This is a genomic window from Nodosilinea sp. E11 (assembly GCF_032813545.1).
Classification (GTDB): domain Bacteria; phylum Cyanobacteriota; class Cyanobacteriia; order Phormidesmidales; family Phormidesmidaceae; genus Nodosilinea.
Genome location: NZ_CP136520.1, coordinates 4428179 through 4451607, shown reverse-complemented (window position 1 = coordinate 4451607; position 23429 = coordinate 4428179). Strand labels below are relative to the sequence as shown.

Annotated in this window: 22 protein-coding genes, 1 tRNA gene and 1 other annotated feature; of the genes, 9 read left to right on the top strand and 14 right to left on the bottom strand. The window is 53.2% G+C overall.

Features of this window, described 5'->3' with window-relative positions; translation table 11 throughout:
- Positions 1-2: 2 nt before the first annotated feature.
- Positions 3-863, top strand: coding sequence for a methyltransferase domain-containing protein (locus RRF56_RS22110; RefSeq protein WP_317035309.1), 861 nt, complete (start codon positions 3-5; stop codon positions 861-863).
- A 121-nt stretch (positions 864-984) separates the two neighbouring features.
- On the opposite strand, the gene RRF56_RS22105 is transcribed toward RRF56_RS22110, so the two are convergent.
- On the bottom strand, positions 985-2313 hold the full coding sequence (locus RRF56_RS22105) for a DUF3747 domain-containing protein (RefSeq protein ID WP_317035308.1): 1329 nt from the start codon (positions 2311-2313) through the stop codon (positions 985-987).
- 552 nt (positions 2314-2865) lie between these two features.
- On the bottom strand, positions 2866-4932 hold the full coding sequence (locus RRF56_RS22100; protein WP_317035307.1) for a hypothetical protein: 2067 nt from the start codon (positions 4930-4932) through the stop codon (positions 2866-2868).
- A gap of 234 nt (positions 4933-5166) precedes the next feature.
- Between RRF56_RS22100 and RRF56_RS22095 the strand changes: the two genes are divergently transcribed.
- On the top strand, positions 5167-5349 hold the full coding sequence (locus RRF56_RS22095) for a CsbD family protein (RefSeq protein WP_317035306.1): 183 nt from the start codon (positions 5167-5169) through the stop codon (positions 5347-5349).
- Positions 5350-5597: 248 nt separating this feature from the next.
- Here the strand turns inward: RRF56_RS22095 and RRF56_RS22090 are convergent, their stop codons facing one another.
- Positions 5598-5954, bottom strand: a complete 357-nt coding sequence (locus tag RRF56_RS22090) for a Spx/MgsR family RNA polymerase-binding regulatory protein (protein WP_317035305.1) — start codon at positions 5952-5954, stop codon at positions 5598-5600.
- Positions 5955-6136: 182 nt separating this feature from the next.
- Positions 6137-6364 carry a Calvin cycle protein CP12 gene (locus tag RRF56_RS22085; RefSeq protein WP_317035304.1) on the bottom strand — a complete coding sequence of 76 codons (228 nt, stop codon included), beginning with the start codon at positions 6362-6364 and terminating at the stop codon, positions 6137-6139.
- A 354-nt stretch (positions 6365-6718) separates the two neighbouring features.
- Here RRF56_RS22085 and RRF56_RS22080 point away from each other — a divergent pair, with 354 nt between their 5' ends.
- A complete protein-coding gene (locus RRF56_RS22080) occupies positions 6719-7969 on the top strand; it encodes an FIST N-terminal domain-containing protein (RefSeq protein ID WP_317035303.1) in 1251 nt (416 codons plus the stop codon).
- On the opposite strand, the gene RRF56_RS22075 is transcribed toward RRF56_RS22080, so the two are convergent.
- Positions 7966-8904, bottom strand: coding sequence for a hypothetical protein (locus RRF56_RS22075; protein WP_317035302.1), 939 nt, complete (start codon positions 8902-8904; stop codon positions 7966-7968). The two genes, RRF56_RS22080 and RRF56_RS22075, sit on opposite strands and share 4 nt — an antisense overlap.
- A gap of 52 nt (positions 8905-8956) precedes the next feature.
- Positions 8957-9682: a M15 family metallopeptidase gene (locus tag RRF56_RS22070; protein ID WP_317035301.1), complete on the bottom strand. Its 726-nt coding sequence runs from the start codon at positions 9680-9682 to the stop codon at positions 8957-8959.
- Between the two features lie 196 nt (positions 9683-9878).
- Between RRF56_RS22070 and RRF56_RS22065 the strand changes: the two genes are divergently transcribed.
- The 5 genes from RRF56_RS22065 (at position 9879) to rfbB (ending at position 16151) form a co-directional block, all read left to right on the top strand.
- Positions 9879-10334 carry a hypothetical protein gene (locus tag RRF56_RS22065; RefSeq protein WP_317035300.1) on the top strand — a complete coding sequence of 152 codons (456 nt, stop codon included), beginning with the start codon at positions 9879-9881 and terminating at the stop codon, positions 10332-10334.
- Positions 10335-10384: 50 nt separating this feature from the next.
- Complete coding sequence (locus RRF56_RS22060) at positions 10385-10846, top strand: hypothetical protein (RefSeq protein ID WP_317035299.1); 462 nt, start codon at positions 10385-10387, stop codon at positions 10844-10846.
- A gap of 232 nt (positions 10847-11078) precedes the next feature.
- The gene (chrA, locus tag RRF56_RS22055) at positions 11079-12353 is read left to right on the top strand and encodes a chromate efflux transporter (protein WP_317035298.1); all 1275 of its coding nucleotides are present in this window, start codon (positions 11079-11081) and stop codon (positions 12351-12353) included.
- Between the two features lie 1565 nt (positions 12354-13918).
- The gene (locus RRF56_RS22050; RefSeq protein WP_317035297.1) at positions 13919-14992 is read left to right on the top strand and encodes a glucose-1-phosphate thymidylyltransferase; all 1074 of its coding nucleotides are present in this window, start codon (positions 13919-13921) and stop codon (positions 14990-14992) included.
- 52 nt (positions 14993-15044) lie between these two features.
- Positions 15045-16151 (top strand): dTDP-glucose 4,6-dehydratase, encoded by a 1107-nt coding sequence (gene rfbB / locus RRF56_RS22045; protein WP_317035296.1) that lies wholly within the window; start codon positions 15045-15047, stop codon positions 16149-16151.
- Positions 16152-16702: 551 nt separating this feature from the next.
- Here the strand turns inward: rfbB and rplL are convergent.
- From rplL to rplS, 8 genes are all read right to left on the bottom strand, one after another.
- The gene (gene rplL / locus RRF56_RS22040; protein ID WP_317035295.1) at positions 16703-17110 is read right to left on the bottom strand and encodes a 50S ribosomal protein L7/L12; all 408 of its coding nucleotides are present in this window, start codon (positions 17108-17110) and stop codon (positions 16703-16705) included.
- A 62-nt stretch (positions 17111-17172) separates the two neighbouring features.
- Positions 17173-17733 carry a 50S ribosomal protein L10 gene (gene rplJ, locus RRF56_RS22035; RefSeq protein WP_317035294.1) on the bottom strand — a complete coding sequence of 187 codons (561 nt, stop codon included), beginning with the start codon at positions 17731-17733 and terminating at the stop codon, positions 17173-17175.
- Positions 17734-17815: 82 nt separating this feature from the next.
- Positions 17816-17973, bottom strand: a sequence feature (ribosomal protein L10 leader region).
- A 66-nt stretch (positions 17974-18039) separates the two neighbouring features.
- Positions 18040-18753 carry a 50S ribosomal protein L1 gene (gene rplA, locus RRF56_RS22030; RefSeq protein WP_317035293.1) on the bottom strand — a complete coding sequence of 238 codons (714 nt, stop codon included), beginning with the start codon at positions 18751-18753 and terminating at the stop codon, positions 18040-18042.
- Positions 18754-18857: 104 nt separating this feature from the next.
- Positions 18858-19283, bottom strand: a complete 426-nt coding sequence (rplK, locus tag RRF56_RS22025; protein ID WP_193965168.1) for a 50S ribosomal protein L11 — start codon at positions 19281-19283, stop codon at positions 18858-18860.
- Positions 19284-19286: 3 nt separating this feature from the next.
- Complete coding sequence (nusG, locus tag RRF56_RS22020; RefSeq protein WP_317035292.1) at positions 19287-19997, bottom strand: transcription termination/antitermination protein NusG; 711 nt, start codon at positions 19995-19997, stop codon at positions 19287-19289.
- A complete protein-coding gene (secE, locus tag RRF56_RS22015) occupies positions 19997-20245 on the bottom strand; it encodes a preprotein translocase subunit SecE (RefSeq protein WP_317035291.1) in 249 nt (82 codons plus the stop codon). Before secE ends, nusG begins: the two co-directional genes overlap by 1 nt.
- A gap of 223 nt (positions 20246-20468) precedes the next feature.
- Positions 20469-20541 (bottom strand) — tRNA-Trp (locus RRF56_RS22010).
- Positions 20542-20583: 42 nt separating this feature from the next.
- Positions 20584-20949 (bottom strand): 50S ribosomal protein L19, encoded by a 366-nt coding sequence (gene rplS, locus RRF56_RS22005; RefSeq protein WP_017297710.1) that lies wholly within the window; start codon positions 20947-20949, stop codon positions 20584-20586.
- Positions 20950-21163: 214 nt separating this feature from the next.
- Here rplS and RRF56_RS22000 point away from each other — a divergent pair, with 214 nt between their 5' ends.
- Positions 21164-23422, top strand: a complete 2259-nt coding sequence (locus RRF56_RS22000) for a GAF domain-containing protein (protein ID WP_317035290.1) — start codon at positions 21164-21166, stop codon at positions 23420-23422.
- The last annotated feature ends 7 nt before the right edge of the window (positions 23423-23429 follow it).

Here is a 23429-nt window from a genome sequence, read left to right as displayed (position 1 = left end):
CTATGGCTAATGCCCTGTACGGAAAAATTCAGACCTTCTACGATGAAGCCTCTGGTCTGTGGGAGCAGATCTGGGGGGAGCACATGCACCACGGCTACTATGGTGCTGACGGTCGCCAGCGTAAGAACCGTCGTCAGGCTCAGATTGATCTGATCAATGAGTGTCTGAGTTGGGCGGGAGTAACTGAGGCAAAGGATATTTTGGACTGTGGCTGTGGTATTGGCGGTAGCTCGCTGGAGTTGGCCACTCGCTACCAGGCCAAGGTTACGGGGATTACCTTGAGCCCGGTGCAGGCTCAACGAGCGATGGAGCGGGCTCAGGCGGCTAATTTGGGGGAAGAAGTGCCCCCTTGCGCTGGGTTTCAGGTGGCTGATGCTTTGGATACTCCCTTTGCAGATCAGAGCTTTGATCTGGTGTGGTCGATGGAGAGCGGAGAGCACATGCCTGACAAGGTAGCTTTTTTGCAGGAGTGCTATCGGGTGTTGAAGCCGGGGGGCAAGTTGCTAATGGCGACCTGGTGTCATCGTCCGACGACTTCGCTGGCGGGGCCGTTGACTTGGCTAGAGCAGCAGCAGCTTAGCTGGATCTATCAGGTGTATGGTTTGCCTTATGTGATTGCGCTGCCTGACTATGAGGCGATCGCCCGCAATTGTGGCTTTACTAACCTGACCAGCGCCGATTGGTCTCTGGCAGTGGCCCCCTTTTGGGATGATGTGATTGCCTCGGCTCTCAGTCCGGAAGGTGTGGCAGGCTTACTTAAGGCTGGTCCCGGTACGTTGCAGGGGGCCCTGGCTTTGGGGCCTATGCGCCAGGGATTACAAAGCGGTCTGATTCGCTATGGTTTGCTCTGTGCAGTACGATAGCAACGCATCAGGAACGCACTAACGATGGGGGCAAGGCTTAAAAAAAGGAGGGTTCGCTGAACCCTCCTTTGAGCTTTGAGTTTAATTAGCTTTGGGGCAATTTTGCCCTCTAGCCAGTAGTCTACTGAGGCCGGGCAGCGGGGCAGTCGATGGCCCGCACAGCAGCGGCAGCGGTATAGTCGCGCAGGGCGTTGGTGTTGGGTGCAAAGTTAGTGCCTGTCTCGTTGAGGGGAGTGGCGATCGCACATACCGCCGCCATTTGCCGAATGGCGTTGGCCCCCCAGTGGCCACTGATGTCGGTAAAGTTAGGGGGATTAGCGATATTGGGCACCAGACCGCCAGTGGCAGGATCGAGACCGGGCACTGGCGCGGTGCTAGTGGTGTCTCCTGCACCAGCATTGGCGCGCACTAGCGCCACCCGGTACATCATGGCCATGAGCTCGGCCCGAGAGACATTGTCGGTGGGGCGGAAGTTGCCGGTGCCAGCATCGCCACTGACAAACCCTAACTGCTGTGCCTGACGGATCTTGAGGGCACTCCATCGGTTGGCTGCCACATCGGGGAAGGGCGCTCTAGACACCTGTTGATCGGCTTGGGCAATTACCGAGGTGGGCAAGATTCTGGCTGCGGTTTCAATGATCACCGAAACCGCTTGCTCCCGAGTCAGTGGCGTAGTGGGCCTGAAAGTATTGTCTTCAGCGAAGCCAGAGATCACACCGAGACCAGCAGCACGGGTGATATCAGCAGCGTAGCGATTCCCCTGAATATCTCGGAAGGCCGGTGCTGGAGGCGGGGTGACGGGAGGCTGACCAGTGCCAGGCCCAGGCCCAGGGCTGATAGCAATACCCTCGTTAGCCTGTAGCTGAGCTAGGGTGGCATCGTTGGTGAAGTAAACAAGGTGAGAGCTTACGATTTGCCCACCGAAGGTACGCTTAGCCAACGACCAGCCAGGGTTGAGGGTAATGCGGGCAAAGCCAGTCGAGCTAATACCGTTGGTGCGGCCAATCGTGATGCGGTTGCGCGAAACAGTGCTCGGCGCAAACTGTAGCAGCAAGTCGCCATCCCGCTGGTTAACCTCAAAGCGAGCCCCGGCAACATCTTGACCATTTAGGCGAATGGCATAGCCATTACTATCGCGTTGGAGGCGACAAACACCTGAGAAATCAAAGGTATTCCAGAGGGCATTGATTTCGGTACGCCCACCGACGGTGTTGGCCACACTCCAGCAGGGGGGATTCGGTTGAACTTGCTCAACGATATAAAGCCGGTGGGGCTGAGCTGCACTACCCGGTACAGAAACCACTAAAAAATTTGCTTCGTTAATAGCGATCGCATCGAAGGTCTGGGCTAGCAACGTGCCGGTTTGACCAACTGCAGACTGGATGGGGGTATGGTTGTGGGCAACGGCCTGCCCTGCCCCACCTAGTACCCCAAGGGTGGCTGCAGTCAAAGCAGCCGCTTTCAACATTGACATAAAATACATTGTCACCCGTCCTAGATAGCGATGTGTGATGGGGGGATAGAGTCTTTACCTTAACGCTGGCAATTGAGGGCAAACTTGGAACTTCAACCACTTATCAGACCGTCTGATAATCAGGATGGCGGCCTGACCTCTGGTGCTAAGCCTGATTTGTCCAAACCTAAAAACCAAGATTTACCAGGGTTTAAACAACCCTTGCTCCAAGGCAACGACTAGCCCTTTCATAACCTGAGCAGACCCCGTAACCAGAGGCTTATGGGGCTGCTCAGCCTAGAAAAGCCGCCATTATTGTAGGGGTATCCTTGGTATGGAACCCTACTTTTTGCAGTATTTACTTAGGATTCGTTGCAAAACCTCAAGTTTTTCTCGATTGATCCGGGTATGATCAGTGCCCCTAGACTAAGGGCAGGAGGGATAATCCTTAGGTTTCAGGTTTCAGGGATTGGTCAACGAGCTCCGTCACCTCCACCCTAGAACCTGGAACCCTTGCCCAGAGTAGTTATGATTTTTGCTGGCTGCTAGCTAAAGCTGAAAATCGTCTAAGGACGGAGAAGATAGCCCAGCAGGGGTAATAGCTCGGCTAACTGAGGTTTTGTAGCTCTCTTGCTGAGTCATCATGTCAATGGTAATGGCCTCAAACCAGGCCTCTAGGCAGCCTAAAGGTACTGTGAGCTGTAGGCTGCCTTCAAGCTGCCCCTGGCCGTTGGGCAGCAGGTTCATGAGTTGGCGCGGTTCGTCAGCTAGGGTGCGAGTTTGGGGATCAGTGATCCAAACTTTTAGGTACAAACGGTTTGGGTGAAAGGGCACCCGCAAGGTCACGACTATCGGGTCACCGGCAATGAGATCGCCCTCTGGCAAGTCCAGACTTGGCATCGGTGGTGTGACTGTCTCGGCTGCATCCCCTGATTCCTTAGCTAGATTAGGGGATAGGGCCGTTTTTAAGTCAATCAGAGTAGGATCTTCGTCCTCGTAAATCACCACTTCTCCCGCAAAGGGAACAAACTGTGGGGTGGCCTCCAGGGGCGCTTCAGAAGCGGGAGTGTCTCCAGGGTCAACATCGACGGTGGCCCGGTTGTCTACGGCCTCCTGCTGAAGATTGACCGCTAGCTCATTGAGTCGATTCCAGAAGCGGTCTTGCAGCTTCAGGTCTTTAAAGCCCATGGCCTCATGGGAGATGAGCTGAGGTGCCTGGTTTTGAGCTTTTGAGCGAACGGTAAGCGATTGCTCAGCTAAAACAGCCGCAGGGTCGTCGGTCTGTTGAGGGGAGGCTAGGGGAGGCAAACTTAGCCCCCGCTTGGGCGCTGGGTTAGTTAGGTGACCGGTTATCGGAGCAGTAGAGCCTTCCTCTGCCTGGACTGGCCGAGGAGAAAGCTTGGTGCGACCCACGAGGGGAAGAGAGGGCTGGTGGGCCGCAGCTTCGTAGGAAGAGGGATAGTAAATCTTTGGAGGTAGCCCTGGACTGCTGCGGGGCAAGGTGAGAATTGGCATTTTCCGAGGGGGCGCTCCCCGGCTCACAATATCCCAGGTTTTGAGGTCGGGGGCAGGGGGGCGTGGTGCAGTCTCATCGGCATCTAGGTCTAGATCGTCAGCCGGAAACACAACGTTCAGGTCGGCTTTGGTCTCAGCTTGGTTGGCGATCGCATCGAACAGCAACGCCACATCTACCGTGACCGTAAACCGCTGCACCGCCACTACCTCAGTACCTGCTAACAGTCCCACTTCGCCCAGCAGTAATCGGGTAGACAACCCAGTGGGCACCGTCACTGTAAGCATCAGGCGAGCGGGTAGACCGGGGGTGGCTACGGGAGCTGACTCTAAGGCTAGGGTCGCGGTTGTTTGGGGGTCTGACAGGCGCATAATCAGCGTGAGCAGATCGCGGGGAGCGCCTGCGGCCTGAGCGGTCACCGTGGCGGTTAGCTCCAGCAGCTCCCCCTCGCTACCCAGCAGGGCCGTGTGGGGTAGGGTCAGAGCATAGGGCAAGACCTGGTCTGAAGCATCAGCCGCCAGCTGAATCTGAAACGCATCCATAGCGGCGGCAACAGCCCGGAGATCGAGGGCAGGTGTAGCGTTTGACGGCGGATGGGCGGCTATAGTACCCCCAGGTAGCTGGTCGGCGCTCATGGCCCCTAGACCAGTACTACCGTCGTCGGCAAACCAGTCGTCATCATCGACAGAGTCTTGGGCAACCACCCGCAGCTGCACGGCATAGCGCCAGGGTTTAGGCGTTTCTTTAGTCCTTTCTTTGGCTGAGGCGGTGCTGCTCTGCTCCGCCTCGGCTGCGCTAGCACATTGAAGGTCCCAGATGCCTTCGCCCAGGCGAGTGAAGGGCATGACTACCATTAACCCGTTGTTGTTGATTTCTCCCTGGCGGCGCAAAGTGCGTCGTTTAGGGGTTGGCTTAGGGGCATTGGCGGTTAGTCTGTCTCCTTCGGGAGACAGCTGACTAATTTGAATGTGCACCGGAGTATTGGTCTGACTGGTATGGACCATCACCCGGTAGCGACCCTCTAAAATTTCTACCTGAGCGGTATCGAGGGGCAACCAGCTTTGGTCTCCCTCCTTTTGCAGCAGAAATTCCCAATACTCCATAGTTCAAACCCCAGTTCAAGTCCTGAGTTGAAAGCCTACTGAGAGACCCGCCACCCATGATGCTTCAGGATACTCCCTAGAAGCAAACCTGCACTGTTCACCTGGCAAACCTGCAGGAACTAATGGTAACAAGGCCTACATTTTGACAGAGATAGCTTTCTGCCTCCCTATAGAGGGTAATGGTATAGCTTCTTTCTAAGCTGTAGAAGTAACTCCTCAGGAGACGATTACGCTATGTCTATTGAAGATAGAGCCAAAGCAACTGCCAAAGATGTAGAAGGCAAAGTTCAAGAAGGTGCCGGTAAGGTAACTGGCGATCGCGAAGCCCAGGCTAAAGGCAAAGCCAAGCAGGCTGAGTCTGATGTTCGCCACGGTGTAGAAGACGCAAAAGACAACGTCAAGCGAGCCATTGACTAATTGATTAAGCCTTACTGCTGTTGAGGTTAAATAACCTCGCTTAAGGTTCCGATCCCCAGGGGGTTGGAACCTTTTTTGGTTGGCCAAATGGCAGTCCCTTACACCGAGGTTTGTCCTTGATGTTTCCAGGTTGTCTAACCCCAAGCTTAGAGGAAAAAGCGCCTAGAGCGACGAAAGCTGCCATCTTTGCGTTATAGATTGCTAGACCTTGCCCCCAGTTGAGGTTGTCGTATTTCCCCAGTCAGTAACTAACTGCCTAGGGTAGTTTGCAAGAGAGCCTCAGAGGCTCGAAAGCCAACCAAAACAGCTTGACCATCTTTCTCAAATAGAGGCCGTTTCAGCAGCATGGCGTCTTGGCTGAAGGCCTCAATCCAGTCAAGATCGCTCCAAGTTTGTTTTTCGTCTCCGAGGGCTCGGTACGACTGCCCTGACGTGTTACGCATGGGTTTGCTGCCCAGGGCCGCTACCCAGGCAGCAATGGTAGCCTGGCTGGGCGGATGCTCTTTGGTATTGACGAAGTCGTAGGCGATCGCATGGCTATCTAGCCATTGCAAGGCCTTCTTACAGGTGCTACAGGTGGGGATACCGTAAACGGTCAAAGCCATTGCAAGGCCTTCTTACAGGTGCTACAGGTGGGGATACCGTAAACGGTCAAGGCCATGGAAAAGTAAATCAGCGATGATTTAAGGAGTAAGCGCCAAAGAGGGTGATTAACGCTAGAAACGCCCTGGTAGGCCAGGACGCTTCTTAAGGGAGTCTTAATATCTGAGCAGATATTTGACGGGGTTTAGGTGTCGTACACCCGGCACTCGTCGGCCTCGGGATTGCTGTCACAGTAGGCTTCTAATGAAGTTTTGTCGGTGCCTTTCTCGCGCTGGTGTGAAGCCTCAGCTTGAAGCTCTTCTACAGCATCCCAAGCGGCGGCACACTCTTGGGAGCTGCTGCCGGAAGTATCACAGGCCGCACGGGCATCTTCGATTTCTTTCTCAATGCGCTCTTTGATGTTCTCGCTCATATCCGTCCTTTCTCGTGTGTAAACAACTACCGTGGGGACTGCGGCCTAGAGAATAATCTCAGCCCATCCGTTGATTTGGATAAGACTATTTCGACTTCAGGCCTAGTATACTTCACCCGTTTAGATGGCCTGGCGATGAAAACCGCACCCCTTGAGGGAGGGTATCGTCCTTGACGGTCGAGGCTAAGACCTCGGCTATCGCCTGCACTAACTTCAGTATAAGTACCTATCAATTATTTTACATGGCTTCACAATGGTGGGGGTAACTGCTGAACATTGTGCACCGGAGCCGATTTACTGGGGGAATGAGCAATCCGATCTAGACTGGAACCACGAGAAGAGGGGGCATACCCGATGAGCGACATTCCCCAAAAACCCAACCCCACCATGGAGTGGGCCAACGCTGTGTCTACCTGCCCGTCGTTGGAAGGGGCAGTGAAAGACGTAGTAGCCCAACTTAAGGGTCGTTTGACGGCACCCCCTACCCTGGGTTTGGTGTTTATTTCATCGTCGTTTACGAGTGAGTTTGCCCGTCTGCTGCCTCTGCTACAGGACTTGCTGCCTTTGCCGGTTTTGGTGGGGTGTAGTGGCGGCGGCATTGTGGGGATGGACGCCCACAGTCAGCCCCAGGAACTGGAAGACACACCGGCACTGAGTCTGACCCTAGCGGTGCTGCCGGGGGTGGCGGTGCGGAGCTTCCATCTGTCGGCAGACAATTTGCCCGACCTAGATAGCCCCCCAATGGCCTGGGCGGAGTTGATCGGGGTGGCCCCAGAGGACAACCCGCAGTTTATTTTGATGGCCGACCCCTTTTCGTCGAGCGTGACGGATCTGCTGCAGGGGCTAGATTTCGCCTATCCCAGTGGGGTAAAGATTGGTGGTCTGGCGAGTGTCGACGGGTTCAATCGCCACAGCGGTCTATTTTGCGATCGCACGTTGCACACCGAAGGGATTGTGGGGGTTGCTCTCTCGGGGCCGGTGGTCTTAGATGCCATTGTGGCTCAGGGGTGCCGCCCGATTGGTCCGGTCTACCAGGTTGAGAAAGCTGAGCGCAACATTTTGCTATCCCTGGGTCGTCCTGAGGAGGGAGAGGCGGTGCGTCCCCCTCTGGAGCTATTGCAGGATCTATTCGAAACCCTGTCTGAGGCCGAGCGCAAGCTGGCCCAGAGTTCTCTCTTTATTGGCATAGCCCAGGACAGCTTCAAGCTTAGCCTCGACCCTGGCGACTTTTTGATTCGCACGCTGCTGGGAGTAGACCCCAAAATGGGGGCGATCGCCGTGGGCGATCGCCTGCGCCCAGGGCAACGGGTGCAGTTTCACTTGCGCGACGCTCAAACCTCGGCCCTTGACCTCGAAAACTTGCTGCAACGCTACCAGCAGCAAACCCCGGTGGACACCTCGCCGGTGGGGGCGCTGATGTTTTCTTGTATGGGGCGCGGCGCTGGCCTTTATGACCGGGCCAACTTTGACTCGGGTCTATTTGCCCAATACCTGCCGGGGGTGCCCTTGGGCGGCTTTTTCTGCGGAGGGGAGATTGGCCCTTTAGGACAGACCACGTTTCTGCACGGGTTTACCTCGGTGTTTGGCATTTGCCGACAGCCCTAGGGCTGTGGATGGGTGAGCGCTCGGCTGCTTAGGCCTAGCTGCGGCGACGGTGTGAGCCCATGGATGGTCAGAGTATAGGTGACGGCGCTGGTGCCGATGCCTTGCCAACCCGTAATCAAACCAGCCTCGTCGAGGACGGGGCGGTGCTGGGGGGTGGTAACGGCAGCGTAGTACATGCCAGTGGCGGGCAGAGTGATGTTATCAAGCCGGGGTTGTCGGTCTGAGGTAGTACCAGCCTCGGTGATCAGGCGACCTTCAGCATCAAACAAAAAGAGAAGGGAGTTGTCGTCAGCGTAGAGAAGGCCTTGGCGTTGCTCGATCACATCGAGGGCGAGAGCGGCCACATCCCCCTGAGCCCCGAGAAAAGCGTAAACGTCGATCCAACGACCAACGGCTCCGGTGGAGACACCACTGCCGCTGCGGGTGTTAATGCGCCGGGCCGCCGCCAGGGGGCTTAGGGGGGTATCGGTGGTAACGCCTAACCCAGCTTGCCACAGAGCTTCTTCTTGGCGAATGGCTTGGTCAACCCTGGGGCTACCTAAACCCAGCCTGGAGGCCAGCGCGCGATCGATCTGGATGGGCCGCCCCGTATAGCCGGGGATGCCAAACCCCGCGAGCACTGGCTCACAACCGGCAATGTTTGGAACCGCGGTTTGGTTGAGGTGAAACCGCTGCATTTGGCGACGCCAGCCGACGAGCTCGGCGCGGGTTTTGACGGGCAGACCAGGCACCTGTTCGATTTGGCTAGCGCGGGCGATCGCCGTTGGCCAGTCGTTTAGACAAACCGCCAGCTGCAGCGACTCTTGCAGAATAGCGGTAGATTGCGATCGGGCTGGGGTGGCAGCAGCCAGGGTGGTCAGCAGGGCCATGGCCGAGAGGCGTAACCACGACCTAACTTGCATCCACTGCATCGCCGATTTCTTTTCCCCTGCCATCACCCCTGCCTCCCCTTACGTCTTGCCAGAACTGCCGCCAGAACTGCTGGTATCACTGTACCCACAAGTCTACCGAGGCGCGCCCATAGTGGGCCAAAAACTTGTCGCTACCGGTTTCCTGCCGCCGTTGCCAAGCCCAGAGCTGATCGCCCAGGGAAAAATGCCACCATTCGTTGGGGTGACGGCGAAATTCAGCTGATTCCATCACTTGGTTGAGCAGGGTGCGGTGGGCATGGCAGCCTTGCTCAGCCAGGTTAGAGCTGGCGACAAAGTGGTTGGGGTGCGATCGCGGTGATATCTCATCAATGGGCGACCCCATATCGACCACTGCTCCGGTTTCGGTCATCAGGGTAACGTCTAGGGCCGCTCCGGTGCTGTGGGGGGGTGGGGTGGTGGCATCGGCGCTGGGCACCGCCCAAAACTGCACCACCGCCGCCATGACTTCCTGGCGCTGCTCGGGGGTCAATGCTGCCGTTGTCCAGCCGCGGGCCTGCACCTGCTCTAGAAAGGCCTGTTCTACCATGAACTGCTGCACTGCCAGAGGGCGAAAGGCGTCAAAAATTTGAATACGCCAGCCGGGGCGCTGCCGTTGAAGCTGGGCTTGAGCTTCGACTAACGCAGTCAGCACCCCCACTCGCAAAAAGTAGGGCGATCGGTCGCCGTAGGGTGCCCCTAAGGCTTGGTAAGGATGGGGCTGCATTAGAGCAAAGCGATCGCCTGGAATGGCCACTAGGGGTTCGCCACAGTCGCAAATGGGAATCGCTTGATAGGGTTTCATCGCCAATGTGTTTAGCCTGGAGCATTTGTAAACTTTAAAGGTTGGTAAATAGTCTGTGCTGTTGGATCAACCGTCTAGTGGTCAACGGTAGAAAAGTTGATAGTCAGGGAAAAATTGATGACTCAAGGAACGTTGAATTCCCAGCCACGGCTAACCTCTGATCTGGGTTTTGTTGTTAGCAGTTTACCGAGAGACTATGGGTGCAGCACTATCGCTGACTTGGCGACTGGTAGTTCTAGGCTTGGGAATGGCGCTTTGGGGGTGGTGGTTGGCGGCTTTCTCTGCCCCAGCACCGATCGCCGGAGTCGCTGCCTTGCTGGTCATCTATGGACTGGCGGTTGGCTGGGGCAGTGTCGTACCCGCCAGTGCTGTGATTTCGATCGCGATCACGATCATTATTGCCCTCGATCTCTTCCCAGCGTTCTGGCCAGACAATAGCCCCTATAAATATTGGGCCTACACTGTGCTGTGTTTGTGGGCACTGAGCTTAGGTGTAATCTGTCTGCTGGCCTTAGTGGGTCATCGGCTGCAACGGGCTAAACGCGCCTATCGCTGGGGTGGGCGTTTGGCGCTGCTAGGCAGTCTGCTGTTGAGCCTTTGGGGCGGGGCTATGCTCTATCAATCTCAGTGGCCCATCTGGGTACCTTGGTAAAAACCTTAACATTGCCCCGTTCAGGCCAAGACCTGATTGATGACTTCCCGATGGATATAAAAACGTACTTACAAAAAATTCGCTGGTCAGGAATTTTAGCGAAATTGTCTTCGGCCAACGGACGACCTTTGCCTACCCCCGCCATCTACCTTGATCAACTGGACCCGGTAGTGCAGGCGAGCTTCACCGCTCAGCAACGGGCAGAGGTGGCTAGGGTGATTGACTTGGCCATTCCTAAACCGGCTCCTAAACTAGTAGATCTAAGGTTCACTGTTGATCTGCTCATCAGCCGCTACTTTATCGTCCTGATGGTGGGTAAAGATCGTCGCCGTGCCCACCGCAATCTTCCCACCTCCCGGTTAACCCAATTTGGTAACTGGGTCGCAGCAGTAGCACTGTTGCTAGGGTTTAACCTGGCCTTGAGTGTCAGCCTGCTAATGCTGGCCTACTTAATCAAATCGGCCCTAGGCATTAACCTACTGCCCGGCCACTTTCGAGGCTTTGGCAAGTGAGCATTGGCCCAATCCTTCTTATACCGAATCCGAGTTCCATATCCCCGATCCCCCACCGGTCAAGCTGTAGGGGCATTGGCATAGCCTAGCCGGAGGCCTTACCGCCGTTCGCCCAGCGGAATCGGGAGTAGCCAAGTAGAATTTGGTCTGATGACCGCTGAAAATGTAGTGCTCGATATAGGACAGTGAGCACAAATCTCAATATATTGGCTTCAACCCAATTGTGTGATCTATGAGTCAGCCGCCCGATCTAGAGCCTATTGCCGCAGACTCCTCCTCGATTGAATTGACGGCTCGCCTCAAAGAGTTGGCCCAGCTATTTCTCAAGCTCGGTGCGATTGGTTTTGGTGGCCCTCAAGCTCACATTGCCATGATCCACGAGGAGGCGGTGGAGCGGCGGGGCTGGTTTACCGAAGAGCAGTTTCTCGAAGGGGTGGCAATCTGCGAAATGCTGCCTGGCCCTGCCTCGACTCAAGCAGGCATCTACACCGGCTACTTGCGGGCCGGACAGCTCGGAGCGCTGGTGTCGGGGCTGTGTTTTATTGCCCCGGCGTTTTTAATTGTGCTGGTGCTGTCGTGGGCCTACTTTAAGTTTCAGGGGGTGCCCCAGATTGAACACCTGTTTTTGGGCATTTCGCCTGTGGTGATCGCCATTATCTTTGGCTTTTGCTACAGGTTGAGCAAAAAGGCCATTAAAGATTGGCAGGGAATAGCGATCGCCCTCACCGTCCTCCTGCTCTCCCTCATCTTCCGCGTCAACATTCTGCTGCTCTTTCTGCTAGCGGGTCTGGCCGGACTAGTTATCTATCCCCCCGCCGCCCCCCCTCCTGCCGGGCCGTCTCCCCGCGCCAGCGCCTGGCTTGCGCCGTTGCTACCCATCACCCAGAGCCTGCCCAATCTACTGGCCACCGTTACCGCCGACCCCCTGGCCGTAGCCAGCTTCTGGGGGCTAGACCGCATCCAAACCTACGTTCTGCCCCTGACAACGTTTTTTTTGCAGACCGGGGCCTTTATCTTCGGCGGCGGCCTGGTGATCATTCCCCTGCTCGAAACCGCCGTAGTCGATGACTTTGGCTGGATGACCCGCAGCCAGTTTATCGACGGCGTCGCCCTAGGTGAACTCACCCCTGGCCCAGTGGTGATTACGGCGGCCTTTGTGGGCTATAAGGTGGCAGGTGCCTTAGGTGCCTTGGTAGCGACTGTAGCAATTTTCACCCCATCATTTCTCTTCATCATGTTTGCCTCACCCTTTTTGCTGAAGCTAAGGCAAAACCCCTGGGCCAAAAGCTTTCTCAAGGGGGTGCTGCCTGCGGTGTTGGGGGCGATCGCAGCTGCCGCCATTCCCCTCGCCGCTGCGGCTCTGGTGCAAGACACTGTGCCCCGCACGGTTTTTGCCATCACCGTAGGCATCGTGGCCCTGGTGGCCCTAGTGCACTTTCGCCGCCCCACCTGGCAACTGGTACCGATTGGCGCGATCGCGGGGCTAGTTGCCGGAGCTGTAACCTAGACTCCGGTGAAAAAAGAATACTCGTAAGCCACACTAGCTTGGGGAGGCGGTGAGCTGGTTGACTGACAAAACTCATGAAACCCTTGTCCTGCCGTAGGTTAGGTTAGCGCTAGCGTAACCCAACAAAACCGTTACTGGTGTTAGGTTTCACTTCGATCAACGCCAACCTACCTTAAAACTTTTGTCAGCCAATCAGGGCGGTGAGATATAGCCAAGGTCGATTCAGTAGGATTTGTGGTGCGAATATGTTCCCAAAGCAGGGAAGTCGGAAAAAGGTCCGCAAGGCATCCCGGTCTTTGGCCAAACACTGAGTGGCTTCGTAATACTTGGACTGATAGGTCTGAATAGGGTGTTTAACGGTTTGGTTGCCTCTGCTTTGCTCTCAGCTCACAGGCCTCGAGAATAGCACAATCCCTCGCCAGCCTTCTTGCATTCACCTATTTGCAAATAGAAGAATTTTGGCAATTATAGCCATAGTCACTTGGGTTAGAACATCCAGATACCTCAGAAACGTTCGAACGTTCAAACGTTTTCAGGGAAAATGCCTTAACCAGACTGGCTACAGCTATATTAATTGTATTCACAAGTCTTGGATCAATGAAGTCAACACTCTTATTCGCCTTAACGAGTTGCAAACTTATTAGATAATATTTTCCAGACTAAAAACATGCAAGGAAAAACATCCTAGAACCAGCAATGTTTTTAGTAAGAGCAGCATCTTTTGCCGAGTGTCGCTAGAGGAATCTACTCCTACATTTAACATTCACCTTTATCCGCACAAGTCTATGCAGCATCAAAAAAGCCAATTAGCAAGGAAAATCGCATTAAAAAGGCCTAATTCAATCAGCATCCATATTGCCAACTTGTCATGCTTAGAGAAGCATTTCTCCAAATAAATTTATATACTTCACATGAATGTCGGAATCATTGCGAAGAGTGTGTGAACCGCTCTGCCCTGTTCGCGGACCAACCCATTTTAGTATGGTATCACTGAGTAGTCGTTCTAAATGAGAGGATCCCAAACAAACTAAAGCCTTTAGTGCATATAGTTTTAAAGTATTTCAAAAATGACTACATTTCTAGCAATTAGATAACATTTTTATTTTATTGAGGTACATTAAAACGTCTATAGATATTTTTGAAAAAGGTTTTTATAGCCATAGTCACCTAGATTAGGACATCCAGAAATCTTAGAAACGTTTGAACACTCAAACGTTCCTAGGGAAAAATGAATTAACCGGACTGGCTACAGCTATACTACGCTTTTTGATTGAGAATTACCATAAATACTAGTTAGATAATGCGCGTTTACAGGTTGTTATGCTTTTAGTTTTCAGGGTCGTCTTTTTGCAACCTTGACTCAGAGCTTTACTGGACAAGTTGCCATTTAGTTCATATACCTGACAACTTATGGGAGGCAGGGAAACCCTATGAAAACTATTCCCCGGCTAGCCGGCGATCGACAATGACTGCGGGCTGTTATTGACCAGGTTGCCTCCTAACTGGCGACAGGGACTCTGCCAAATGCTCAAATAGTTACAGTCCTCTAAACTTATTTAATTTCTATGAAAGCGATTATTCTCTCAGGTGGCAAAGGAACGCGCCTCCGCCCATTGACTTATACAGGAGCAAAGCAACTTGTCCCTGTAGCCAACAAGCCAATTCTATGGTACGGAATTGAAGATTTAGTGAAAGCCGGCATCACAGACATTGGTATTATTATCAGTCCTGAAACTGGGGCTGAGGTTCAGGCCAAAACAGGTGATGGGGAACGCTTTGGAGCTCACATTTCCTACATTCTCCAGGAGAAGCCGGCTGGCCTAGCTCACGCTGTTAAGGTAGCTCAACCATTCTTGGGAGATGCTCCATTTGTCATGTATCTTGGAGACAATTTAGTTCAGAGTGATTTAAATATATTTCTGGATGAATTCAAAACCAAACAGTTAGACGCGCTTACTTTGCTATGCAATGTACCAAATCCTACCGCCTTTGGGGTGGCTGAGGTTGATCAGAGTGGACGAGTGTTGAGACTTGTCGAAAAGCCAAAAATTCCACGATCAAATTTAGCGCTTGTCGGCATCTATTTATTTAACAATAGCATTCATGAGGCGATCGCCAATATTCAACCCTCTGCACGGGGAGAGCTAGAAATCACTGATGCTATTCAGTACTTAATCAACCATGGAAACCAAGTCGAGGCTCGACAGATCCAAGGCTGGTGGCTTGACACGGGGAAAAAAGATGACCTTCTAGAAGCTAACCGCGTGATCCTTGATACTTGTCTTGTCGCTGCAAACCATGGCGAGGTTGATAACCAAAGTCAGATCATTGGGCGAGTTCGGATTGGGGAACGTTCTAAAATTAAGAACTGCACGATTCGAGGCCCGGTCGTTATTGGCGAGGATTGCGATATTGAGAACTGCTTTATTGGCCCCTATAGCAGTATTGCAGACCAGGTTGTGATATTAAACGCTGACTTAGAACACAGTGTCTTACTTCAAGGTGCTAAAGTTCTCAATATTCAGCAACGAATCGTAGATAGCCTAATTGGTCAACGCGCACAAATTAAAGAAGCACCCCAGCGACCAAGGGCAGTCAGGCTCATGATTGGTGATGATAGTCAGGTGGAGCTGGCTTGAATTACCTTAAGGTGTTTAAACTTTTTTTGACCTATACCGAATAAATAACCGTATGATTACCTCAGGGCAGAAATCAAACCGATCTCAAGAACCTAGATCCCCTAGAAAAATATTGATTACAGGGGGTGCTGGGTTTATAGGTTCTAATTTCGTTCACCATTGGCATGAGACGTATCTGAGCGATCGTATCGTCGTACTCGATGCTTTAACCTATGCAGGAAATCTTAACAACCTCAAGGATTTAAACGGTTCTTCACAATTTCGGTTTGTACAGGGAGATATTTGCGATCGCCCTTTACTTGATCAGATTCTGGCAGAAGAATCAATTGATACTATTGCCCACTTCGCAGCAGAGTCTCATGTCGATCGCTCAATCTTAGGCCCAGATGCTTTTGTACGCACTAATGTTGTGGGTACGTTTACGTTGCTAGAGAGCTTTCGGCAACACTGGCTAGGCCGAGGAAAGCCTAAGGATGATCGTTTTCTACATGTATCGACTGATGAAGTTTACGGCAGTTTAAGCGAGAATGATTTGGCTTTTAGTGAGACAACTCCCTATGCTCCTAACAGCCCATATTCTGCATCAAAAGCGGGAAGTGACCATTTGGTGCGCTCATATTTTCATACCTATGGAATGCCTACACTGATCACAAACTGCTCCAATAATTACGGACCTTATCATTTTCCTGAAAAGCTAGTTCCACTCACATGCATTAATATTTTGATGGGTAAGCCTTTACCCATTTATGGAGATGGTCAAAATATCCGGGACTGGCTCTATGTTGGTGACCACTGCAAGGCTATTGATTGCGTTATACACTGCGCCCCGCCGGGAGAAACTTATAATATTGGAGGAAATAACGAAGTTAAAAATATTGATTTAGTCGCTATGCTCTGCGATCTTATGGATGAATTGGCGATAGATTTGCCGGTTCACCCAGCTCGCCAACTCATTACATTTGTTAAAGATCGACCTGGGCATGATCATCGCTATGCAATTGATGCGACTAAAATCCGTACAGAATTAGGATGGACGCCTTCCGTGACAGTTGATGAGGGCTTACGTCATACTGTTCAGTGGTATCTTACTCACCCTGAATGGTGGCAGCCACTACTCTCCCCTGCTTATCAGGATTACTACAAAACGGTCTATGCTTAAGGTGCATCCCTTATGGATTGAGTCCTAGTTCTAAAGATTAAAGTTTGCGAGCCAAGGGCTAAGTTTACGCCGTGAAGTACTGAACAAGTAGCAAGATGCGCCGATAGATGATCGCCTCTTGCTCGGCCTTGGTTGAAGGTCAACTACAACGGAACTATCAGTCGTTGCCGGAGAAGGCTCGTCGTCGCTATGAGGCTATTAAAGCAGCGACGGGGTACCCGAGAGTTAGTACCTAATACCAAATCCGATTTGGTTAACCCCGGTCCATAATCAGGAAACCCGTAGGGCATAGCATGCTATACCTCTACAAATCGGGGTGCTCATTCGGGGTTCAGTATAGCCATCGCCAGAACCGTTAGGACATGACCGATACCCCTAAAGCGATGGCTATACGCCATTGCGCCATCCCAGTTTTTAACCGGAGCAGAGGCCGATGTCCTAAGCGCAATGGCTATCGCTATATAAGGCAGGGAAAAGCAGCCCTAAAAAAGTAGCTCCCCGTAAATTACGGGGAGCTACAGTTTACTGTGCCCTAACGGGCAAGCGTTAAGTTACTTGACAGTAACTTTAGCCCCAGCTTCTTCAAGCTGTTTTTTAGCGTCTTCAGCATCGTCTTTGGTGACCGCTTCTTTGATCGCCTTGGGAGCAGCTTCAACCATTTCCTTGGCTTCTTTCAGACCCAAGCCGGTCAAACCACGCACCACTTTCAGAATGGCGATCTTCTTGTCGGCGGGCACATCTTCGAGCACGACGTCAAATTCGGTCTTTTCTTCTTCGGGCTCAGCAGCAGCGGCAGCACCGCCACCCATCATACCGGGGGCCATCATCATCATACCGCCGCCAGCAGAGGCAGAAGCATCGACGCCAAAGGCCTCTTCAATTTGCTTGACTAGCTCAGAAGCTTCTAGCAGGGACAGAGATTTTAACTGTTCGAGAATTTCATCAGTTTTAGCAGACATAGTTACCGGTTAACTCCTGGTAGAAAAACAATTAAACGTGAACAAACTGAGTAAAGACGTGCCTAAGCCGCATCTTTTTCGGACACTGCCTTGATGGCGCGGTTGAGCGAGGCAGGTACCTCTTTGATACCGACGGCCAGCTTGGTTGGCACCGCATTGACGCCCACAGCCACCCGAGTCGGCATCGCCTTCATCGCCCCGGCCAGACGAGCCATAAGCTCTTCTTTGGTAGGTAGTTCGGTGATGGCCTTGATCTGGTCTTCATTAAGGGCCTGACCTTCCATGACACCGCCCCGTAAAACGGTTTTTTTGGTGTCTTTTTGGAACGCCTGGTACTCCTTAATTGCCCCGCCAAAGTCTTCTTTAACCAGCACAAAGGCTGAAGAATCCTTGAGGAACTCGGTGATAGGCTGCCAGTCGTCGTTGCCATCGACAGCGATCCGCATCAGCGTGTTTTTGGCAATCTTGCACACAGCGCCCTTGGGACGCAGCCGATTTCGCAGGTTGCTAATTTCAGCCACGGTTAGCCCTTTGTAGTCAATCACAAAGGCTAGCTGAGCTTCTTCTAACAGAGCCTGAATTTCGGTTACCAGCTCTTTCTTATTTGCTAGGGTTCTCCCCATGTTGATCTCACCTCCTTTAAAGTTGGGGATAGGGAAACTTAATTACCCAATCCAGGTCTGGGCCAAGCTGTTGCCAGCTATGGCAACTAAAAACAAACCCCGACAACCATGCCGGGGCAGACCAACAACCGACTATGCTCAGCCCAAGGCAAAAGCACTTCAGTCATTACGTCAACCTCGGCAGGGTTTATGCAGCGCCTAGCTGGCACCTGCTGTCTACGGTCGTCTATGCGATTGTTGGGGATTAGTTCAGCTTGTCAGTCTCCTGGTTGGTTTGGGTAAAACTGAGGCCACCTGGTGACCAATCTAGGCGATATCGCCCAGTTTTAGGTCACGCAGAGAGTTAACGTCAAGGCGGATGGATGGGCCCATGGTAGAGGCAAGAGCCACCGTGCGCCAATAACGGCCTTTGGCACCGGAAGGACGATTACGATCAATGGTCTCTTGGAGAGCCTTGAGATTGACCAGTAAGTCTTCGGCAGTAAAACTTGTCTTGCCAAACATAACATGGACGATGCCTGTTTTGTCGGCGCGAAACTCAAGCTTACCTGCTTTGAATTCGCTAATGGCCTGAGGCAGATCGAATGTAACGGTGCCGCCCTTGGGAGAAGGCATTAGACCACGGGGGCCTAATTGACGACCCAGCTTAGCCACCTGCGGCATAACGTCAGGGGTGGCAATCAGCACGTCAAAATCCATCATGCCTTTTTGGATTTCGTCAATCAGCTCTTCAGAGCCAGCTAGGTCGGCACCCGCTGCTGTAGCCTCAGCCACTTTTTCACCTTTGGCAATGACCGCGACTCGAATTGTCTGCCCGGTACCTTTGGGCAAGATCACCGTGGTACGCAATTGCTGGTCGGTATACTTGGGATCAATGCCGAGGCGAATGTGTGCTTCGGCTGACTCAATAAACTTAGCCGTGGCCGTTTCTTTGAGCAGCTCTAAAGCTTCCATCGGTTCGTAGAGCCGATCTTCTATCTTGGCCTGGGCTTCGCGCAGGCGCTTGGATACTTTAGCCATAGTGTCTCCTTGGGGTCAAACGAAGCTAGGCTTCTTCCCCGTAGTATGAACAATTGAGATGTGAGCAATCGAAACGTTTCTGGTCTGTGACTAGGTACTAGCACCTAGTCAGCAACGGTAACACCCATGTTGCGGGCAGTACCTTCAACGATATTCATGGCAGCATCAATATCGTTGGCGTTGAGGTCAGGCATTTTGGTTTCGGCAATCTCTTTGAGCTGAGCTCGGGTAATAGAGCCAACCTTCTTAGTACGAGGTTCACCAGAACCACGTTCAATACCAGCCGCTTTCTTAATCAACACCGAAGCCGGCGGGGTCTTGAGGATAAAGGTAAAACTACGATCTTCAAAGACCGAAATTTCAACCGGTACTACTAGGCCAACCTTGTCTTGGGTGCGGGCGTTGTATTCTTTGCAAAACGCCATGATGTTGACCCCATGCTGACCCAGAGCGGGACCAATTGGGGGAGCTGGGTTTGCCTTTCCAGCAGGAATTGCCAGCTTAATTAACGCTACGACTTTCTTGGCCATTAATTAACTCTCTTTTTCCACTTGGTTAAATTCCAGTTCTACTGGGGTGTCACGCCCAAAAATAGACAGCAAAGCCTTGAGCTTACTGCGTTCAGGGCTGACTTCTACCACTTCGCCCTCAAAGTCTTTAAAAGGACCTGAGAGCACGGTGATTTTATCTCCAGGAGACATATCGACTTTGACGATGGGCTTTTGCTCTTCGGTGCGCTTAAAGATGCGCTTGACTTCACTCATCCCGAGCGGCATTGGCTTGACGTGGCCGCGACCACGACCGTAGGCGCGACGCTGCTCGGCCCCAACGAAGTTGATTACGTGGGGAGTATTTTTGACTACCGACCAGGCCTCATCATCCATGAACATGCGCACCAGCACATAGCCAGGGAAAACTTTTTCGTCAATATTTTGTCGACTGCCATCTTTGCGAAGCTTAACCGCTGGAGTTTGGGGAATCTCGACCTGAAAAATACGATTGACTACATCGAGTGTGCCAATGCGCTGTTCAAGATTGAGTTTGACGCGCTTTTCACAGCCAGAGGCTACCTGAACAGCATACCAACGAGCTTTACGTTGATAAAATTTGGCCGCCTCCGCGTCAGCCCCATCGGCTTCAGAGGTCGCCGATGATTCCGATGACTCGGTCTCTAGCTCGGCGTCTAAAGCATCATCAAGGGAAGCATCGTCGTCATAATTAAAGTCTTCTGATGTAAGCGCCATTAGAATACTTGCCCCGAAACCCACCCAAACAGACGGTCAACAAGATAGATCAGCGTTGCGGAAAGGCTAACCATAAGAATGACGGCGGCAGACTCACTGATGAGCTGCTGCCGACTCGGCCAAACCACTTTGCCTAGCTCCTCTTTGGTGCCCTGGAGAAAGGCAACGACGCTAAAGCCTTCCTCAGCGGTAGACTGAGCTGCTGCTGACTTACCTTTGGACTCTACTGCGGCGTCTTTTTTAACCACTGGTTTGGCTCCTGTTGGCGCTGGTCCGAACTGAACTAACTGGGAACAATGAATGAGCAAACCCGCTTGCCCTGACCTAATCGCTTCTGCTTAGAAGAACTAGACTTGGCAACTCGGTGCCCTGGCTTATTCTCGAGTAAAAGGCAGTGACAATATCTACGCCTCATATCGTCCTGATAGACAGGAACTAAGAGATTTGGATACTGCCGCTGCCACAACTCAGCGCGCCCTGGAGGACTCGAACCCCCGACATCGGGTTTTGGAGACCCGCGTTCTACCAACTGAACTAAGGACGCATGCAGCCAGGTGCTTAACACCAGAACCCAGCTTGATCAATTCTAGTTGATCGGGCGATCGAAACGCTGCTTTAAGCGAGTTGCTTTGCCCACGCGATCGCGAAGATAGTAGAGCTTGGCCCGGCGAGCCTTACCCCGACGCAGCACAGTAATGCTGGCCACTTTAGGCGCGTGGAGCAGGAACACCCGCTCTACCCCAACCCCTTGGAAAATCTTTCGTACCGTGATGGAACGATTGATACCGCCGTTGCGCATGGCAATGACGGTGCCCTCGTAAGGCTGGATCCGCTCTTTACCGCCCTCCTGAATGCGCACGCCAACACGGATGGTGTCGCCGACGTAAATGGTAGGGAGGTCAGTCTTTAACTGCTCCGCTTCAATCGAGCGGATGATTTCCTCTGCGTTCATAGGGCCTGCAAATGTGCACGGTCTACGATTATAGACTATCAAGTGCTTTAGTCAAAGCCCAAAATAATGTTTTTTGTTTTGGGATTGCGGTTGATCTTTTGCAAGGCCTAGCTGGGCATAATGCGGCCTCCCTGGGCATAGTGGTATTAAGCATGCGCCCCACAGCCTACCTGCTCCCAAATTCCCTCCATAGTAGCCCTAGCAGCCCCCGGTTATGTCTAATCTACCTATTACCCCCTCGTTTGGGGAAGGGTCGCCCCCCCTTGCGAAGGAAGCCACTGTGGCGCTAGAGGCGATCGCGATTCCCCTGTGGATTGTCGATCAGCACCAGCGTTGGTGCTTTCTCAATCGAGCCTGTAGCCCCTTGCTAGGACGTAATTTGGCGGCTCTAGTCGGTCAGCGGAGCACCGATGTGTTGCCCCCAACCACAGCCCAAGAGTTAACAGAGGCGGGGCAGCGGGCGATCGCCAGCGGCCAAGACCAGACCCAGGCGATCGCGATGGCTGACCAGACTGGGCAACTGCGCAGTCTAGTCACCACTACTCATATTTTTTTATCAGCTAGTAGCGAACCGTTGCTGCTTGTGACCTTGCAAGACTTGCTGCCCCTGCAACAGGTCGAACAAACGCTACAGCGCCAGTCAGAGCGGGAGCGGCTGCTAGGGGCGATCGCCCAGCACCTGTTACAGTCGCTTAACTCTGAGGACCTGCTGCAAACCACGGTCAACGAGGTGCGACGCTTCCTGCGGATTGATTGGGTTTTGTTTTACAGCTTTGACTCCGACGACAACGGCGTCGTGGCCGAGTCGGCTAGTAGCACCCTAATGGCAGGGAGGAAGTTAGTCGAAAGCGATTTGAGCTTTACCCCGTCTGACCTCACGCGTTATCGCCAGGGCGACATGGATGTAATTGACAACGTTGCGACAGCCAATCTACCCCCGGACTGCCGAGAAAAGTTTGCCCAGGCTCAGGTCAATGCCTGTCTGATTATGCCCATTGTCCAGGGAGAGGCTTTTTATGGCCTAGTGTGTGCCCTCAATTGCAGCGGCCCACGGCCCTGGGCATCTTGGGAAATTGAAACCCTGCGCGAGGTGTCGCTTCAGGTGGGCAGCGCGATTAAGCAGGCACGCCTCTACAACCAGGTGCAACAGCTCAACACTGACCTAGAGCAGCAAGTCGCTCAACGGACCGAACAGTTGCAAACGGCCCTGGAGTTTGAGGCCACCCTAAAGCGGATTACTGACCGGGTGCGTGACAGCCTGGATGTGAACCAGATTATGCTGACGGCAGTGAAAGAGCTGACCGAAGCCCTGGATGTAAAGGGCTCAAACACCTCCCTATACGATCTGGAGCAGGGCACCTCGACAATTTATTACGAGTACAACAGCTCAAGCCCGTCATACCAGGGGCGCGTGGCCCAGATGGAGGCCTTCCCGGAGGTGTACCACCAGCTGCTGGACGGGCAGTATTTTCAGTTCTGTTCGGTGGAGCCGAACCCGGTGCGGGGCTATGTGGCCATGCTGGCCTGTCCGGTGGTCGATGACCGGGGGGTGCTGGGCGATCTGTGGCTGATTAACGATCGCGACTACGGCTTTAACGACATTGAAATTCGCTTAGTACAGCAGGTGGCAAATCAGTGTGCGATCGCCATTCGCCAAGCCCGTCTCTACCAGGCAGCCCAGTCTCAAGTGGCTGAGTTAGAACGGCTCAACACGCTCAAAGACGACTTTCTCAGCACTGTCTCCCACGAGCTACGCACGCCCGTCACCAGCATGCGAGTGGCGCTGCAATTGCTGGGAGTGACACTCAACCAAGAGTTTGACCTCACCGCTGACCTGGGCAAACCCAAGGCCGAACGGACGCGCATTGGCCGTTACTACAGCATTTTGCAGGAGGAGTGCGAGCGCGAAATTAGCCTGATCAACGATCTGCTCGACTTGCAGCGGCTCGATGTGGGCAACCACCCCATGCAGCCCGAACCGATCTGGCTCGATACCTGGCTAACCGGGTGGATCGACAGCTTTGTCACCCGCGCCAAAAGCCGTGATCAAACCCTGAGCCTAGAGGCGGCACCGGCCCTGCCCGTGGTATACAGCGACCTAGCTAGCCTAGAGCGGGTGCTGGCAGAATTGCTCAACAACGCTTGTAAGTACACCCCGCCGGGAGAATCAATCACCCTCGCCGTGTCGGCCACCGCCACCACAGCCGGGGAGCAAGTGTGCCTAGCCATCACCAACACCGGGGTGACGATTCCTCCAGAGGAGAGAACCCGCATTTTTGATAAGTTTTACCGGGTGCCCAGCGCTGATCCCTGGAAGCAGGGGGGCACAGGCCTAGGCCTAGCTCTGGTGAAAAAGCTAGTGCTGCACCTGGGTGGCGATGTTGAAGTGACCAGCGACAGGAACCAAACCTGTTTTGCCGTTACCCTGCCAACCCAGCCGACCCAGCCGACCCTGCCGACCCTGACCCGATAGGATAAGA

What these genes read in the sequence shown, in the direction of transcription:
- RRF56_RS22110 (WP_317035309.1), top strand. Translation starts at nt 3, where the DNA reads ATGGCTAATGCCCTGTACGGAAAAATTCAGACCTTCTACGATGAAGCC.
- RRF56_RS22100 (WP_317035307.1), bottom strand. Translation starts at nt 4,932, where the DNA reads ATGGAGTATTGGGAATTTCTGCTGCAAAAGGAGGGAGACCAAAGCTGG.
- RRF56_RS22095 (WP_317035306.1), top strand. Translation starts at nt 5,167, where the DNA reads ATGTCTATTGAAGATAGAGCCAAAGCAACTGCCAAAGATGTAGAAGGC.
- RRF56_RS22090 (WP_317035305.1), bottom strand. Translation starts at nt 5,954, where the DNA reads ATGGCTTTGACCGTTTACGGTATCCCCACCTGTAGCACCTGTAAGAAG.
- RRF56_RS22085 (WP_317035304.1), bottom strand. Translation starts at nt 6,364, where the DNA reads ATGAGCGAGAACATCAAAGAGCGCATTGAGAAAGAAATCGAAGATGCC.
- RRF56_RS22080 (WP_317035303.1), top strand. Translation starts at nt 6,719, where the DNA reads ATGAGCGACATTCCCCAAAAACCCAACCCCACCATGGAGTGGGCCAAC.
- RRF56_RS22075 (WP_317035302.1), bottom strand. Translation starts at nt 8,904, where the DNA reads ATGGCAGGGGAAAAGAAATCGGCGATGCAGTGGATGCAAGTTAGGTCG.
- RRF56_RS22070 (WP_317035301.1), bottom strand. Translation starts at nt 9,682, where the DNA reads ATGAAACCCTATCAAGCGATTCCCATTTGCGACTGTGGCGAACCCCTA.
- RRF56_RS22065 (WP_317035300.1), top strand. Translation starts at nt 9,879, where the DNA reads ATGGGTGCAGCACTATCGCTGACTTGGCGACTGGTAGTTCTAGGCTTG.
- RRF56_RS22060 (WP_317035299.1), top strand. Translation starts at nt 10,385, where the DNA reads ATGGATATAAAAACGTACTTACAAAAAATTCGCTGGTCAGGAATTTTA.
- chrA (WP_317035298.1), top strand. Translation starts at nt 11,079, where the DNA reads ATGAGTCAGCCGCCCGATCTAGAGCCTATTGCCGCAGACTCCTCCTCG.
- RRF56_RS22050 (WP_317035297.1), top strand. Translation starts at nt 13,919, where the DNA reads ATGAAAGCGATTATTCTCTCAGGTGGCAAAGGAACGCGCCTCCGCCCA.
- rfbB (WP_317035296.1), top strand. Translation starts at nt 15,045, where the DNA reads ATGATTACCTCAGGGCAGAAATCAAACCGATCTCAAGAACCTAGATCC.
- rplL (WP_317035295.1), bottom strand. Translation starts at nt 17,110, where the DNA reads ATGTCTGCTAAAACTGATGAAATTCTCGAACAGTTAAAATCTCTGTCC.
- rplJ (WP_317035294.1), bottom strand. Translation starts at nt 17,733, where the DNA reads ATGGGGAGAACCCTAGCAAATAAGAAAGAGCTGGTAACCGAAATTCAG.
- rplA (WP_317035293.1), bottom strand. Translation starts at nt 18,753, where the DNA reads ATGGCTAAAGTATCCAAGCGCCTGCGCGAAGCCCAGGCCAAGATAGAA.
- rplK (WP_193965168.1), bottom strand. Translation starts at nt 19,283, where the DNA reads ATGGCCAAGAAAGTCGTAGCGTTAATTAAGCTGGCAATTCCTGCTGGA.
- nusG (WP_317035292.1), bottom strand. Translation starts at nt 19,997, where the DNA reads ATGGCGCTTACATCAGAAGACTTTAATTATGACGACGATGCTTCCCTT.
- rplS (WP_017297710.1), bottom strand. Translation starts at nt 20,949, where the DNA reads ATGAACGCAGAGGAAATCATCCGCTCGATTGAAGCGGAGCAGTTAAAG.
- RRF56_RS22000 (WP_317035290.1), top strand. Translation starts at nt 21,164, where the DNA reads ATGTCTAATCTACCTATTACCCCCTCGTTTGGGGAAGGGTCGCCCCCC.